The organism is Cyanobium sp. ATX-6F1, assembly GCF_047395825.1.
GTDB lineage: Bacteria > Cyanobacteriota > Cyanobacteriia > PCC-6307 > Cyanobiaceae > ATX-6F1.
The window spans coordinates 1,109,271-1,122,764 of record NZ_JBCEBF010000001.1 but is presented as its reverse complement, the minus strand read 5'-3'; the positions used below and the strand labels follow the sequence as shown (position 1 = coordinate 1,122,764).

The window sequence follows — 13,494 nt, the reverse complement described above, 5'->3', positions numbered from 1 at the left end:
AACGGTCACCAGAGCGGGTCCCACCGCTGTTCATGATCACGACCTCCAAAGGGCCCCCATGTTCACGGATTACAGGCCCCACAAGGGCTACGACGAGTACTTCAGCGCCACGGCCCAACCCCGCCAGGCCCTCAAGCCCCTGCTTTCCTCCCTCGGGCAGCTAGGCCTCGATCAGCTCAACACCAGCCACGCCGCGGCGGAGATCCTGCTCAAGCGCCTCGGGGCCACCTTCCGCCTGAACGACTCAGGTGACAAGGGCAGCGAACGCATCCTGCCCTTCGATCCCCTGCCCCGCCTGATCTCCACCAGCGCCTGGCAGATCCTGGAGAAGGGCCTGGTGCAGCGCCTGGAGGCCATCGACGCCTTCCTGGGCGACGTGTATGGACCCCAGAAGATCCTCCGCGACGGCGTTGTGCCCCGCGAAGACGTAGAGAGCTCCCAGGGCTGGCGCCCCCAGATGAACGGCTTCAAGCCACCCTTGGGCCGCTGGTGCCACGTCTCCGGCCTGGATCTGATTCGCGACGGCTCGGGGACCTGGCGGGTGCTGGAGGACAACCTGCGCTGCCCCTCCGGCGTGGCCTACTTCCTGGAGAACCGGCGCGTCATGAAGCGCATGTTCCCCAGCCTGTTCGCCGGTCGGGCCGTGCAACCGATCGACGACTACGCCTCCCACCTGCTGCGCACCCTGCGGGAGCTGGCCCCCTGGACCGACTCCCCCAAGGTGGTGCTGCTCACTCCCGGGGTGTTCAACAGCGCCTACTTCGAGCACAGCTACCTGGCCCAGCAGATGGGCATCCAGCTGGTGGAGGGCCGTGATCTGGTCTGTGAGGGCAATCGGGTGTGGATGCGCAGCACCGCCGGGCTGGAGGTGGTGGATGTGATCTATCGCCGCATCGACGATGACTTCCTCGATCCAGCTGTCTTCCGCAGCGATTCGATGCTGGGAGTGCGGGGGCTGATGGAGGCCTACCGGGCCGGCCGGGTCGCGATTGCCAATGCCCCAGGCACCGGCGTCGCCGACGACAAGCTCATCTACGCCTACGTGCCGGAGATGATCCGCTACTACCTGGATGAAGAGCCGATCATCGAAAACGTTCCCACCTACATCTGCTCCCGCGAAGACGACCGTGCCTACGTGCTGGCCCACCTCAAGGAGCTGGTGGTGAAATCAGTGGCGGAGGCCGGGGGCTACGGCATGCTTATCGGTCCCCATTCCACGGAAGAGGACATCCTTTCCTTCGCCGCCAAGATTCAGGCCGACCCGCGCAACTTCATCGCCCAGCCCACGTTGGATCTCTCCACGGTGCCGTCCCTTAGTGAAGGAGAGCTCTATCCCTGCCATGTGGATCTGCGCCCCTATGTGCTCCGCGGCCAGGATGCCTGGGTGAGCCCCGGGGGCCTCACCCGCGTCGCCCTTCGCCGGGGCTCCTTGGTGGTCAACTCCTCCCAGGGGGCGGCTGCAAGGACACCTGGATCGTGGACGAAGCCTCATGCTGAGCCGTGTCGCCGACTCGCTTTACTGGATCAATCGCAATGTGGAGAGGGCCGAGAACATCTCCCGCTTCGTCGAAGTCAGCGAGGCTATGGCGCTCGACTGCCCCCGGCAGCGCCGAACCATGGCTGCCCCTGATCGACGCCTGCGGCGATCGAGAGCTGTTCGACAAGCTCTACCCCCAGGGCCAGCCCGAGGATGTGGTGCGCTTTCTGGTGCGGGAGGAGGGCAACCCCAGCAGCATCGTCAACTGCATCGCCGTGGCCCGGGAAAACTCCCGTCAGATCCGCGAGGTGATCACCACCGAGATGTGGGAGCAGATCAACGGCCTCTACTGGACGTTGCAGGAGAGCGACACCTTCTGGGCGCAGCCCCCCAGGAGCAGCTGCGGGAGATCCGCCGTGCCTGCCAGCTCTACTACGGCATCACCGACGCCACCTTGAGCCGCGATCTCTCCTGGCACTTCTCCCGCCTGGGCCGGCTGATCGAGCGTGCCGACAAGACCAGCCGCATCCTGGATGTGAAGTACTTCCTGCTGCTGCCCAGCCCGGAGGATGTGGGCGGTGTTCTTGATGAACTCCAGTGGATTTCACTGCTGCGCTGCACGGGGGCCTACCAGATGTTCCGCCAGGCCCAGCAGCAGGGCATCACCCCCAAGGCCGTGGCGGAATTTCTGCTGCTCGATCCGATCTTCCCCCGCTCGCTGCGCTACTGCCTGGAGGGCATCAACCGGACCCTGCGCGTGATTCGCGGCAATCCCGTGCCCGGTCCACCCGATGATCTGGAGTGCCTCAGCGGCCTGATGCTGGCCTCCTGGAGTTTCGTGCGGATCGATGAACTGATGGCCCAGGGGCTCCACGAGGCCATCGATCAATTTCAGAGCGATCTCAACCGGCTGCACGCGCAGATCGACGGGCGGTACTTTGTCATTTCCACCCCCTCCCTCCCCAGTCCACCGGAGCCGGCATGCGCGCCCGACTGACCCACACGCTCACCTACCGCTACAGCGCACCGGTGCAGCTCGGGCCCCATCGGGTCTGCCTCAAGCCCCGCGGCCACGGATTCCAGCGACTGATCAGCTTCGCGCTGCGCTTTTCGCCGGAACCCAGCCGCTCCTGGCCCCTGGTGGCCGCCAGCGGCGATGAGATCCAGCGGGCCTGGTTTCTGGGCGACACCGACAACTTTGAGCTCCAATCCTTGAGTGAAGTGGAAACCTCAATGCCACCTCCCCTGGAGATCTGCCTGGAGCAGAATCGCCTCGCCCTCCCCTATCCGGTGGGGCATCTCAACGGCGATCTGATGGGCAGCCTTGAGGGCTGGCTGCCCAATGGGCAGCACGACCCTGCCGCCGTGGAGCTGGCCCAGGAGGCCCTGATGGGCAGTGACCAGCAGGCGCTGATGTTCCTGGCCCAGCTGGTGGAAACGATCCAGGACCGGGTCAAGTACACCCAGCGCCACTCCGGTCCAGCCTGGCCCGCCGGCCGCACCCTCAAGGAGCGCGTGGGTTCCTGCCGCGACCTGGCGATGCTGATGATCGAGGCCTGCCGCTGCGTGGGGCTGCCGGCCCGGTTCGTCAGCGGCTACCACCTGGTGGAACCCGCACCGGAACGCTACGACCTCCACGCCTGGGCGGAGGTCTACCTGCCCGGAGCCGGCTGGCGCGGCTTCGACCCCAGCGGCATGGGGGCAATCGATGACCGCTACATCCTCCTGGCCACCTCCTCGAAACCGGACCTCACCGCGGCCGTCAGTGGCACCTACTCCGGGCCACCGGGGGTGGAGAGCAAGTTCAAATGGTCGATCACGGCCGAAGTGCTCGACGAGACTCACCTGAGCGTCCCGATTGCCCCCAGCCTGAGCCGATGACCCTCGCTGGCCATCCGCTTCAGTCGAACCTGGCCGACGAGGTCAACCAGCGCCTGATCCGAATCATGGCGTTGGTGGGACTGCTCGGCAGCGCCCTGATCGGGATGTCCACAGGCTCCCTGGCCCTGATCGCAGCCAACCGCAGCATCGTGCGTCAGAGCGATCAGATCAGTGCCTCGATCAGCACCTTCCTGCAGGCGGAAAGTAGCAAAAGCGAACAGCAGCGAATGGTGCAGCTTTACCGCAGCCAGACCGTCAGCCCTGACACCGACAGCCTCGATCAGCTGGTGGTGTTCGACGGGAGTGGCCAGGTGCTGCTGAGCTCGAGGCCATCCCTGGTGGGCCGCTCCCTCGCGGAGCTGCTCCAGCGCGGCGACCTTGGCGACGGTGTTGATCGCGCCAGCCTGCGCTGCTTCGCCCAGCCCACCCCGGGCTGCCGCCTGGCCAGCCGATCGTTCCACCTGCCCTGGCAACGCACCCAGACCGAGTGGCGGCTGCTGAACCAGCTCAGCTTCGACGCCACCCCAAGGGAAACGCGTTACCTGGTGCTGATGACCTTCAACGCTGAGGCCACCAACCTGCTGGTGTTTCAGCAGATGCTGCTGCTGGCGAGCCTCAGCATCCTGATCCTGGGCAGTCTGCTGACCGTGCTGACCCTGACCCTCAAGCAGAGCTTGCTTCCCGGATTGCATCAGGTGGCCGAAACCGATGGGCTGACGGGCCTGGCCAATCGCCGCACCTTCATGGAAATCAGCGAAAAGATGCTGAACCGGGGCCTCGATGAGGGCCTGCCCTTTGTGCTCACGGTGATCGACATCGATTTCTTCAAACGCGTCAACGACACCTACGGCCACGTCTGTGGGGATGCGGTGCTCAAGGCGGTGGCGCAACAGATTCGGGTCTCCGTGCGTGAGCGTGACCTGGTGGGCCGGCTGGGGGGCGAGGAATTCGGCTTGGTCCTGTCCAGCAGCACCACCACGGCCGATTCGATTCTCGAGCGCGTGCGTCAGCAGGTGGAAGCCTCACAGATCGATTGGGAGGGTGAACCCGTGAAGGTGACGATCAGCCTGGGGGCCGCCAGCAGCGAACACCTGGACCACTCCCTCGATCACCTCTATGCCGCCGCCGACACGGCTCTTTATCAGGCCAAATCGGAGGGGCGGAACCGGGTGCGCTGGGCGGCGGCTCCCCGCCCTGCGTCCAGCTCCGCCAACAACCCCTCCCCCCACAAACGGACCGCCGATGACCACTCCTCCCTGGCTCACCGGGTCCCTGGCCGTCGCCAGTGAGATCGATCGCCGCCTGGCCGCCGCCGGCGTGAAGCTCACCCTCGGTGGGGAACCCACCTACGTGCCGGACCTGCCGGAAGGGGCCGAGTGGACCGTGGCCGCCGATGGCCCCACCAAGCTTGGTTACGCGCGGGCCCTGGGCCTGGAACTCCAGCGCCGAGCCTGGCCCAGCAGCACATTGATCTATTGCCCGGGCAAGCGTTACGACGGCGAGGTGAACCCCCGTTGGGCCCTGCGCCTGATCATCGGAGCCGACGGAGAACCGATCGTGCGCTGGCCCCAGCAGGGAATCAGCGACGAGGCCGCCGCGGCCCTGGGCCCCCTGCTTGAGGCCGATGCTCTGCCCTTCCTGGAGGCCATCGGCGCGTCCCTGGGTTGCGGCCTGCGGCCCCTGGCCCTGCGGGACACCCTCGACCCGGAGCGGCGGGTCTGGGCCGCCCCCTCTGCCACCACGACCCTGAACTCGATCCGGAGGCCCCACCGGGTTGGGAGGCCGCCGAATGGCCGCTGGATGAACCCCTGAGGGAGCTGCTGGGCGCCGCCGGACCGGCGGGTCTGCGCTTGCCCCTGCAGCATTTCCCCGAGGGTGTGCTGCGCCAGGTGCTCACCCTGGAGGTGCACCCCGGCGGCTGGAGCCTGTTCCTGCCGCCCCTGGCGCGGGAGCCCCTGGAGCAGCTGCTGCGCTTGATCGCCGCCGCCAGCGCGGGGAAAAGCCAACCGCTGCTGAGCGGTGTGCTGCCCCTGGACATCACCGGCCACTGGCAGGTGCTGGGGCTGACCGCCGATCCGGGTGTGCTGGAGGTGAACCTGCCGGTGTGCGCCAACTGGCAGGCCTATGCCGGCTGGATGGTGAGGCTCGAGGAAGCGGGGGCGACGGTGGGCCTGCGCTCCTGGAAGGACGACGATGGTCACATCGTCGGCACCGGCGGCGGCAACCACCTGCTCTGGGGCGGCCCCGATCTGGAAACGAACCCCTTCTTCAGCCGCCCCGCCTGGCTGGTGGGGGTGCTGCGCTTCTGGCAGCGCCATCCCAGCCTGGCCTACCTGTTCAGCAACCCCTCGGTGGGTCCCGCCTCCCAGGCCCCGCGGCCCGATGAGGGCAGTGCCTCCTGGCTCGATCTGGAGCTCGCCCATCAGGTGATCGAAGACCTGCCAGAGGGCGATCAACGCGTGCTGATCAGCGAAACCCTGCGCCACCTCCATGCCGACCGCAGTGGCAACACCCACCGCAGTGAGATCAGCATCGACAAATTCTGGAATCCCGCCTGGGCCGCCGGCTGCCAGGGACTGATCGAGTTTCGGGCGATCGAAACCCTGCCGCGCACCGAATGGATCGGGGCCATCGCCCTGCTCTGGAGCGCCCTGGCGGTGCATCTGCTGGAGCCAGCGCACCGGCCGGAGACGATGGAGCCCTTCGGCCCCCGGCTCCACGACGCGCTGATGCTGCCCAGCGCCCTGCTGGCCGACCTGGAGGCGGTGCTGGCCCGGCTGGCGGCCGATGGACTGATGCTCGATCCCAAGACCTTCCGTACCATCTGGGACTGGCAGAACCCACGGCTGCTGGCCTGGGAGCAGGGGAGGCACGGCTGGAGGTCCGCCGGGCCCGGGAAGCCTGGCCATTGCTCTGCGACACCCCGGTGGAAGGGGGCAGCACCAGCCGCTTCGTCGACAGCTCCCTGCGCCGCTTCGAACTGATTTCCTCCGCGGCCTTCCGCCAGCGCTTCGCGGTGGTGCTGAACGGGCGACCGCTGACCCTGGGAGAACGGCCGGTGGCCGTGCGTTATCGCCAGGAGCAGCTCTACCCCTGCCTGCATCCCGCGATCGCCCCCCATGTGCCCCTGGAGCTGGCGGTGCTGGAGACCGGCGCCGGCTCGGACGCGGCACTGGAGGGCTACTGGACCCTGGCCAGCGAGCGCGACGGCTTCCGTCCGGAGACCCCTAGCGACGGGAGCTCTCCCGGCGAAGGGCTGAAGGCGGCCCCCTGGCGCGCCGCCAACCCCGGGGACGTCACGGTCGATCTGCGCCTGGAACCCCTGCCCGCCTGAAACCCTTTCGCCAGCCCCACCACCGATGCAACGCCCTACCGCCCGCCTGCTGCTGAGCGCTCTGCTGCTCATGGGCTTCGCTGGGGCTTCTGCGGCCGAGGCCGCCACCCCCAAGACCACCCGCCGGGGCCCGGCAGCCGCCGCCAAGACCACCCCCTTGGCCCGCTACCGGATCAGCGCGGAGACCACCACCGCGCGCACGATCAAGATGCCGTCCTTGGGCCAGATGATGGGCGGCGGCTCGGTGAGCTTCAGCACCGAGACCAACCGGAGCCTGCTGCTGCGGCTCCAATCCCCCGCACCCCAGCCACCGCACCCCAGGCGGAGCACAGGATCCCTGCGAGACTGCAACTGGGCACGGCCCTGCCCCTGCTGAGCCCCCAGGGCAGCAGCCCTGAGCCGCCTGGGGAGATCCCGCCGATCGAGCCCGGCGCCAAGGCGAGGCTGCTGCGCTTCTGGGGCTGTGGCGCCCAGGCGGGACCCGGTCAGCCGGAGGTGATCGAGCTGGGCACCGACCGCACGCGGCTGGCGGAAGCGTTCAGGACCCTTCGGGCCAACCCCGCCCTCTCGCCCTGGGCCCGGCGGCACCACCGGCACCTGGCCCAGCGGCAACGAGTCCCCGAAGATTCCCCTCAGCGCCTCCCTGGTGGGGGAGCACGTGGTGAGCGGGAACTACAGCCCCGAGATTCGTTTCAGCCTCGATGGCTCCCAAGATTTCCTCGGCGCCCTGGATCTGAAAACGGCCCCGGAGGGTGAGGCCCTGCGCCTGAGTTGGGGCACGCTGCCCAAGGCCCTGGCCTACGGCGGCCAGGTGATCGGCCTGGGCAAAGGCGGCGGCAAGGAGAACCGGGACATCGTGATCTGGGAATCCAGTGCCCAGCGCGATGGACTCAGCCAAGCCGAAGGCGAGCTCACCCCATCGGTGGTCGCCAAGCTGGTGGCCCAGGGGCAGCTGCTGGGCCCTGAGCGCAGCTCCTGCGTGATGAGCGCCGAAGCGCGTCGGGCGATGGAGTTACCCACCACCAGCCTGCAGGCCTACGGCGGCGTGACCGTTCTCCAAGGCCCCGATTGGGTGGTGACGCTGGAGCGCCAGTCGCGGACGACCTTGCCGCCCTTCGACGGGATGGGCCTCCCAGACGGCGGAGGCAAGCCCGAGGGCAAAGGGGGCAAGGGAGGCGGGGGCTTCAACCCCTTCAAGCTGTTCTGAGGCTTTCCCTACCAGCTCACCCCGTGCAGCTTGGGCAGCGGCGCGGTGCGGGAGGTGGTGGCGAACAGACGCGGGATGCGGCTGCTGTTGTAGACCCGGAACTCACGCACGAGGCTGGCCCCCTTTTCCCGCACCGCCTGGTTGAGCACCAGGGAGCCATTGGGGTCGGAGACCGAGCGGTGGAAGGTGCCGGGAGGAATGCGCAGGATGTCGCCACCCATCTCCAGGCGCACGATGTGGAATGGGTAGTTCCAGCCCAGGTTGACCAGATAGAAGGTGCGCCCGCCCTGCATCGCCAGCAGGTTGTCCTCCTGGTGGGGGTGCAGATAGAACTGCCAGGAACCGCTCTCAGGATCGTCGGGGGGCTGATCGCCGGGCCCGTGTGCACCACCAGATCACGGGCATTGGAGGTGGGCACGGTGATGTCGAAGAAACGCACCGCGGGGGTGTCGCGGAACTTCTCGTAGGGGATCAGCTCGAACATCGGTGCCGGGCGTGGTCCCCGCCGGGCTGGATCCAGAAGCAGGCCTGAACTGGGCATGGCGATCGTCCTTCCGATCAAGGAAGGTCAAGTCCTCCCACCTAACCGAACCGCCGCCCCCCGGGCCGTTCAGTTCGCTACCGAACGGGCGGTAATCCAAGGTTCGCAGCCGGTGCTGCAAGTGGCGTCATCACCCATCGGTGGCCACCCGGGTGCATTGCTTCAATGAGCAGGCCACCCCACCCGAGCCCGCCGTGCCCTCCTTGCGTGCGTTTCTCTCCCCGCTGTCGGCCCTGCTGCTGGTGACGGGCCTGGGCTTGAGCCCCTGGTTGCCAGCGCCCAGCAGAGCCAGCCGATCCGCTCCAGCCAGCGACGCCCCACCGTCTCGGTACCCGACTTCAAGAACACCGTCACCCAGAGCACCTGGTGGTGGCAGGGGCCCGTGGCCCAGGACCTGGCCGCCGCCCTGGCCAATGAACTCCAGGCCACCGGTGATCTCCAGGTGGTGGAGCGCCGCAACCTCAAGGAGGTGCTCTCCGAGCAGGAGCTGGCCGATCTGGGCATCGTGCGCAAGGGCACCGGCAGTTCCGCCGCCAAAAAGGGCCAGATGACCGGCGCCCGCTACATCGTGCTCGGCACCGTCACCTCCTATGACAGCAACGTGGAGAGCAAGGCCTCCGGCAGCAACTTCGGCTTGATGGGGGTGGGCACCGCCAAAGAGCAGCTGGAAACCAAGGACTACGTGGCGATCGACATCCGCGTGGTGGACAGCAGCACCGGCGAGGTGGTCGGCTCCCGCACCGTGGAGGGCCGCGCCAGCAACGCCGCAGAAGCCAGGTCGAGCGGCGTCAGCCTGCTGCCCGCAGCTGGCCTGGCCCTGTTGCTGGCCCCGAACATGGGTCGCACCGGCCAGGTGCTCACGGGCGCCGCCGGTACCTTGAATTTCGGCAACCGCAACAGCCAGAGCCAGCGCACCCCGGCGGCCAAGGCCCTGCGGGCGGCCCTGATCGATGCCTCCGACTACGTGAGTTGCCTGCTGGTGCCCAGGGGGAACTGCATGGCCGACTTCAACGCCCAGGACCAACAGCGGCGCCAGCGCACCCGCGGGGTGCTCCAGCTGGAGTGAGCCTGGGCTCAGCGCCGGAGCAGGGACCGACGATTCACCATCACGGCGGAATCATCGGCTCGGATGGGCACAGCCATGAGCTCAACGCCTTGGATCGTGCCGAAGTCGTCGGAACGATCTGACCCCTCTGAATCCGGTGCAAGCAGCCCGGAGACAATGCCGGCATCAAAGGAGAAACGGCCCGGACCGTTCAGCAGGATCGCCAGGCTGCCGCCCATGTAGAGCACCACCAGTTCAAGCACGTAGATGTTCAGCCCGCTGGTGAGGATGTGCTGGTAAGCGGCCACCGACATCGTTCCGGTCAGGGCAAGGGCTCCCAGCGGGGAGAGAAAGCCGAGAATCACGAACCAGGAGCCGAACAGTTCGGAGAAACCGGCCAACTGGGCGAAGAACAGCGGGAAGGGGAGGTGCAACGGCACCACGTAATTGGCGGCGAAGGTGGCCGGATCGGCCAGCTTTTCCTGGCCGTGATGGATCATCATCAGGCCGATCGACAGCCGCAGGATCAGCAGGCCGGCGTTGGCGAAGAAGCCGTCCTTGAGGAAATAGCGGCTCAGCAGAGATTTCATCGGGGAAAGGGGGTCGGAAGGTTCTCAGGAGTGGTGAGGGCCCTGTCGTTGACTTAGGGCTTGGAGCCGACGGCTCCAAGGGCGACCAAGGGGGCGTTCAGGGCTGCAGTCGGGGGAGGCGGAGAGGCGAAAGGCCCAGAGCGCCACGGTGGCGATCAGAAAGCCCAGGAAGCCTTCGAGCAGCGAGAGGGTGGGCATGGCTTGAAGATCAACAGCCTTCATCCTGGCTCGCTGGATGAAGAAATGTGAGGACGGCTTGACGGAAACCGCCAAGCTGCCCGGCATGGGCCGCGCCACTGGGCTCACCAGGGGGGCGTCAGAAGGGGATCGGCAGCTCCACGTCCGCGGGGGCGGGGGCGCAGGACGGCACCCGCTCCTCCACCACCTGGCCGATCACCACGATCGAGGGGGACTCAAACCCCTCCGCCTCCACCCGGTCCGCCAGCTGGGCCAGCTCCGTGACCAGCTCCCGCTGGCCGTTCACCGTTCCCTGCTGGATCACCGCCGCCGGCGTGGTGGCCCCCAGGCCTCCCGCCATCAGTTCCTCGCAGATCCGGCGCAGGTTGTGCAGGCCCATGTAGATCACCAGCCCGTCGCTGCAGCGGGCCAGGCCGCGCCAGTCGACCCCTGGCCGGCCCTTGTCGATCTCCTCATGACCGGTCACAAACGTGACCGATGAGCCCGCCCGGCGGTGGGTGATCGGGATGCCCACATAGGCGGGCGCCGCGATGCCGGCGGTCACCCCCGGCACCACCTCCACCGGCACCCCATGGCGCACCAGGTGGGCCGCCTCTTCGCCACCGCGGCCGAACAGGAACGGGTCCCCCCCTTGAGCCGCACCACACAGCGGTGGCGCTGGGCCAGCTCCACCAGCACGGCGTTGGTGCTGGGCTGGGGCACGGAATGGTGGCCGCGGCGCTTGCCCACGAAGTGGCGCTCGCAATGCTCCGGCGTGAGTTCCAGCAGCTCCTTGGGCACCAGGGAGTCGTAGACGAGGGCATCGCACGCGCGCAGGAGCCGATGGGCCTTGAGCGTGAGCAGCTCCGGATCCCCCGGACCCGCCCCCACCAGGTACACCTTGCCGGGGATCGGCTCACTCATGGCAGGGCAACGAGCCGTTGCAGCAGAACCTGATGGAATCGGAGGCGTTGCAACAGAGGTGGGCCGAGCTGATCGGTGAGACGGTTGGCCGCCAGAGCCAGGGGCAGCGCCACCTGGTCCCTGGCGGGGCTGGCCTGAGTGTATGAATCAGCCCCCTCAGCGGGCCGACAGGGGGCTTCGATCACCCGCTCCAGGTGGCGCAGATAGCGCGCGGCCAGGGGGCCTTCGAGCGGGTGGTGCCACCAGACCGGCTGACGTCCCGCCACGCGCACCTCGGCGCCCGCCTCCGCCAGGGCCCGCTGCCAGAGGGGCCAGGCCCCGAGGAACGGCAGGCGCCGCAGGGGACCCTGCCGTCGCCAATCGGCGGCGATGACCTTGATGTCATGGCGCACGTGATGGCCGGGCAACAGGAACAGGGGCACCAGGGTGAGACCCGAGAGCCGCTGCTCCGGTGACGGGAAGGCTGGCTGTTCGCACGCCGAGAGGGCCTGGAGTCGCACCGGGCTCTTACGGGACTCCTCCACCGCCGCGGCCAGCGCCTGCAGCTCTTCAGGAATCTCCCCACCGGCGCGGCCGTGCACCACGAGCAGTAATGGACTGGGGAGGTCGGTCAACGGCCGACTTGGACGCTAGTTCTGCCCACCCTGCCACCCTGTCCCACCCGCCGGGGGCCGATGGCAACCATCCACCGGCGGGAATGCCCAGAATCCACGGGCCTCTGCCCCGACCGCAACCATGGAGGTGCGCCCCCAGCTCTTACCGGCCGCCGCGCTGAGTCCGGAGCGACTGCGGTTCCGGGAACTGATCGGCAAGATCGGCAGTGGGGAGCACACCAGCACAGGGCTCAGCCGAGCCGAGGCCCAAGAAGCCCTCGACCTGATGCTGCAAGGGGCTCCGAGCGAGGCCCAGCTTGGGGCGTTTCTGATCGCCCACCGCATCCGCAGGCCGGCGCCACAGGAGCTGGCGGGCATGATTGACAGCTACAGGGCACGAGGGCCCGTGTTGCGCACGTCAGGCCAGCGGGCCCTTTGCTTCGGCGTCCCCTATGACGGCCGAAAGCGCACGGCGCCGCTGTTGCCCCTGGTGGCGCTGCTGCTGGCGGCCAGCGGCCAGCCTGTGGTGCTGCACGGCGGCGGTCCGATGCCGGTCAAGTACGGCGTCACCCTGGCCGAGCTGTTCGCCGCCCTCGGGATCGAATGGCGGGGGCTGACGCTGGAGACCGTGCAGGCGCGGCTCGACCGCTTCAACCTGGCGCTCACCCACCAACCCGATCACTTCCCAGCCGCCGAACGACTGCTGCCGGTGCGGGTGGAGATCGGAAAGCGACCACCGGTGGCCAGCCTGGAACTGCTCTGGACGCCGCACCAGGGGGAGCATCTGCTGGTGAGCGGTTTCGTCCACCCACCCACCGAACCGCGGGCCTGGGAGGCGCTGGCGGAAGCGGGCGAAACCGACCTGTTGACGATCAAGGGGCTGGAGGGTTCCACCGACCTGCCCACCAGCCGCTCCGGCATCGCCGCCCGGGTCAGGCATGGCCAGGTGGAGCGTCTGATCCTCGATCCCCAGGGCCATGGACTCGGCGGCGAAGACCTGGGCTGGCAGGGGATCGAAGCCTGGGGTGATCAGGCCAAGGCGGCCTTGGTGGGCGAGGGACCCCTGGCCAGGCCCCTCACCTGGAACCTGGGAACCTTCCTGTGGCTGGCTGATCGATGCAACAGCCTGGAGGCGGGTCTGGATCAGTCCCGGACCCTTCTGAGCAGCGGCAACGGCGAAAGAAGGCGCCAGGATCTGATCCCATGACTCCGCAGAAACCCAGCCTCCACAACCACTGTTTCAGGTTCGAATCGGACTTCGTGAGCGATCTGCGCTGTCTGCCGATGGCGGTGCGCCGCAAGCTCGACCTGGCCGGGGTGAAACTCAAGTTGAGCCACTGGCATGCCCTCGAGGGCCAAGAGCGTGCTCTCGTTCTGGCCTGGTCCGATGATCCCGCCGCGATGGCCGAGCTGCGTGGCTGGCTGATGGAGCACACGGCCTCGATGCCGGACGGACCCGCCCAACCCCTGGAGCCTGCCATGGCCACCTTTTGGCAACAAACCGCCGTCGTTCCGGAGGTCCTGCAGCTGGCCTGCGATCAGATCGAAAACGCCATCACCCTCCGGGATTGGGAGGCACTCGATGAACTGCAACGCTTCGCCCTCGTCAAACTCAGCCACCCAGGCCATGAGCACCGCAACCTGCCGCGGGCCCTCCAGGAATTCGGCCTGATCGATCCGCCATGCAACGGGGAAAGGTGATCGAAAGCTCTGCCCAGCGAAAGG

13 protein-coding genes and 4 pseudogenes are annotated in these 13,494 nt (G+C 67.7%); 12 read left to right on the top strand and 5 right to left on the bottom strand.

Annotation, left to right across the window (positions count from 1 at the left end; all coding sequences use genetic code 11):
* Positions 1–58 precede the first annotated feature (58 nt).
* From AAF143_RS06680 to AAF143_RS06640, 9 genes and pseudogenes are all read left to right on the top strand, one after another.
* Positions 59–1,497: pseudogene (locus AAF143_RS06680) on the top strand (circularly permuted type 2 ATP-grasp protein).
* Positions 1,491–2,474 (top strand): annotated as a pseudogene (locus AAF143_RS06675) (alpha-E domain-containing protein). The pseudogenes AAF143_RS06680 and AAF143_RS06675 overlap by 7 nt, the downstream one beginning before the upstream one ends.
* A complete protein-coding gene (locus tag AAF143_RS06670) occupies positions 2,459–3,358 on the top strand; it encodes a transglutaminase family protein (RefSeq protein WP_255010410.1) in 900 nt (299 codons plus the stop codon). Before AAF143_RS06675 ends, AAF143_RS06670 begins: the two are co-directional and overlap by 16 nt.
* Entirely contained in the window at positions 3,355–4,647 is a 1,293-nt protein-coding gene (locus AAF143_RS06665) for a GGDEF domain-containing protein (RefSeq protein WP_414026675.1), read from the top strand. Before AAF143_RS06670 ends, AAF143_RS06665 begins: the two co-directional genes overlap by 4 nt.
* Positions 4,601–5,170, top strand: coding sequence for a transglutaminase family protein (locus tag AAF143_RS06660; RefSeq protein WP_414026674.1), 570 nt, complete (start codon positions 4,601–4,603; stop codon positions 5,168–5,170). Before AAF143_RS06665 ends, AAF143_RS06660 begins: the two co-directional genes overlap by 47 nt.
* Before the next feature lie 65 nt (positions 5,171–5,235).
* Positions 5,236–6,342, top strand: coding sequence for a transglutaminase family protein (locus AAF143_RS06655; RefSeq protein WP_414026902.1), 1,107 nt, complete (start codon positions 5,236–5,238; stop codon positions 6,340–6,342).
* Complete coding sequence (locus AAF143_RS06650; RefSeq protein WP_414026673.1) at positions 6,267–6,692, top strand: transglutaminase family protein; 426 nt, start codon at positions 6,267–6,269, stop codon at positions 6,690–6,692. The genes AAF143_RS06655 and AAF143_RS06650 overlap by 76 nt, the downstream gene beginning before the upstream one ends.
* Positions 6,693–6,717: 25 nt before the next feature.
* On the top strand, positions 6,718–7,068 hold the full coding sequence (locus tag AAF143_RS06645; protein ID WP_414026672.1) for a hypothetical protein: 351 nt from the start codon (positions 6,718–6,720) through the stop codon (positions 7,066–7,068).
* Positions 7,069–7,353: 285 nt separating this feature from the next.
* On the top strand, positions 7,354–7,899 hold the full coding sequence (locus AAF143_RS06640; RefSeq protein ID WP_414026671.1) for a hypothetical protein: 546 nt from the start codon (positions 7,354–7,356) through the stop codon (positions 7,897–7,899).
* Positions 7,900–7,907: 8 nt separating this feature from the next.
* Here AAF143_RS06640 and AAF143_RS06635 read toward each other — a convergent pair.
* Positions 7,908–8,383, bottom strand: a pseudogene (locus tag AAF143_RS06635) (redox protein).
* Between the two features lie 322 nt (positions 8,384–8,705).
* Between AAF143_RS06635 and AAF143_RS06630 the strand changes: the two are divergent.
* Positions 8,706–9,506, top strand: coding sequence for a CsgG/HfaB family protein (locus AAF143_RS06630; protein WP_414026901.1), 801 nt, complete (start codon positions 8,706–8,708; stop codon positions 9,504–9,506).
* 8 nt (positions 9,507–9,514) lie between these two features.
* On the opposite strand, the gene AAF143_RS06625 is transcribed toward AAF143_RS06630, so the two are convergent.
* The 4 genes and pseudogenes from AAF143_RS06625 to AAF143_RS06610 form a co-directional block, all read right to left on the bottom strand.
* Positions 9,515–10,075 (bottom strand): DoxX family protein, encoded by a 561-nt coding sequence (locus AAF143_RS06625; protein WP_255010422.1) that lies wholly within the window; start codon positions 10,073–10,075, stop codon positions 9,515–9,517.
* 24 nt (positions 10,076–10,099) lie between these two features.
* Positions 10,100–10,273 (bottom strand): hypothetical protein, encoded by a 174-nt coding sequence (locus tag AAF143_RS06620; RefSeq protein WP_414026670.1) that lies wholly within the window; start codon positions 10,271–10,273, stop codon positions 10,100–10,102.
* 118 nt (positions 10,274–10,391) lie between these two features.
* A pseudogene (gene cobA / locus AAF143_RS06615) lies at positions 10,392–11,176 on the bottom strand (uroporphyrinogen-III C-methyltransferase).
* Positions 11,173–11,790 carry a CbiX/SirB N-terminal domain-containing protein gene (locus AAF143_RS06610; protein WP_255010428.1) on the bottom strand — a complete coding sequence of 206 codons (618 nt, stop codon included), beginning with the start codon at positions 11,788–11,790 and terminating at the stop codon, positions 11,173–11,175. The pseudogene cobA and the gene AAF143_RS06610 overlap by 4 nt, the downstream one beginning before the upstream one ends.
* A 121-nt stretch (positions 11,791–11,911) precedes the next feature.
* Between AAF143_RS06610 and AAF143_RS06605 the strand changes: the two genes are divergently transcribed.
* Both AAF143_RS06605 and AAF143_RS06600 read left to right on the top strand, forming a co-directional pair.
* Positions 11,912–12,976: an anthranilate phosphoribosyltransferase gene (locus AAF143_RS06605; RefSeq protein ID WP_255010430.1), complete on the top strand. Its 1,065-nt coding sequence runs from the start codon at positions 11,912–11,914 to the stop codon at positions 12,974–12,976.
* Entirely contained in the window at positions 12,973–13,470 is a 498-nt protein-coding gene (locus AAF143_RS06600) for a nitrate reductase associated protein (protein ID WP_255010432.1), read from the top strand. Before AAF143_RS06605 ends, AAF143_RS06600 begins: the two co-directional genes overlap by 4 nt.
* The last annotated feature ends 24 nt before the right edge of the window (positions 13,471–13,494 follow it).

What these genes read in the sequence shown, in the direction of transcription:
- AAF143_RS06660 (WP_414026674.1), top strand. Translation starts at nt 4,601, where the DNA reads ATGACCACTCCTCCCTGGCTCACCGGGTCCCTGGCCGTCGCCAGTGAG.
- AAF143_RS06670 (WP_255010410.1), top strand. Translation starts at nt 2,459, where the DNA reads ATGCGCGCCCGACTGACCCACACGCTCACCTACCGCTACAGCGCACCG.
- AAF143_RS06625 (WP_255010422.1), bottom strand. Translation starts at nt 10,075, where the DNA reads ATGAAATCTCTGCTGAGCCGCTATTTCCTCAAGGACGGCTTCTTCGCC.
- AAF143_RS06645 (WP_414026672.1), top strand. Translation starts at nt 6,718, where the DNA reads ATGCAACGCCCTACCGCCCGCCTGCTGCTGAGCGCTCTGCTGCTCATG.
- AAF143_RS06600 (WP_255010432.1), top strand. Translation starts at nt 12,973, where the DNA reads ATGACTCCGCAGAAACCCAGCCTCCACAACCACTGTTTCAGGTTCGAA.
- AAF143_RS06605 (WP_255010430.1), top strand. Translation starts at nt 11,912, where the DNA reads ATGGAGGTGCGCCCCCAGCTCTTACCGGCCGCCGCGCTGAGTCCGGAG.
- AAF143_RS06665 (WP_414026675.1), top strand. Translation starts at nt 3,355, where the DNA reads ATGACCCTCGCTGGCCATCCGCTTCAGTCGAACCTGGCCGACGAGGTC.
- AAF143_RS06620 (WP_414026670.1), bottom strand. Translation starts at nt 10,273, where the DNA reads ATGCCCACCCTCTCGCTGCTCGAAGGCTTCCTGGGCTTTCTGATCGCC.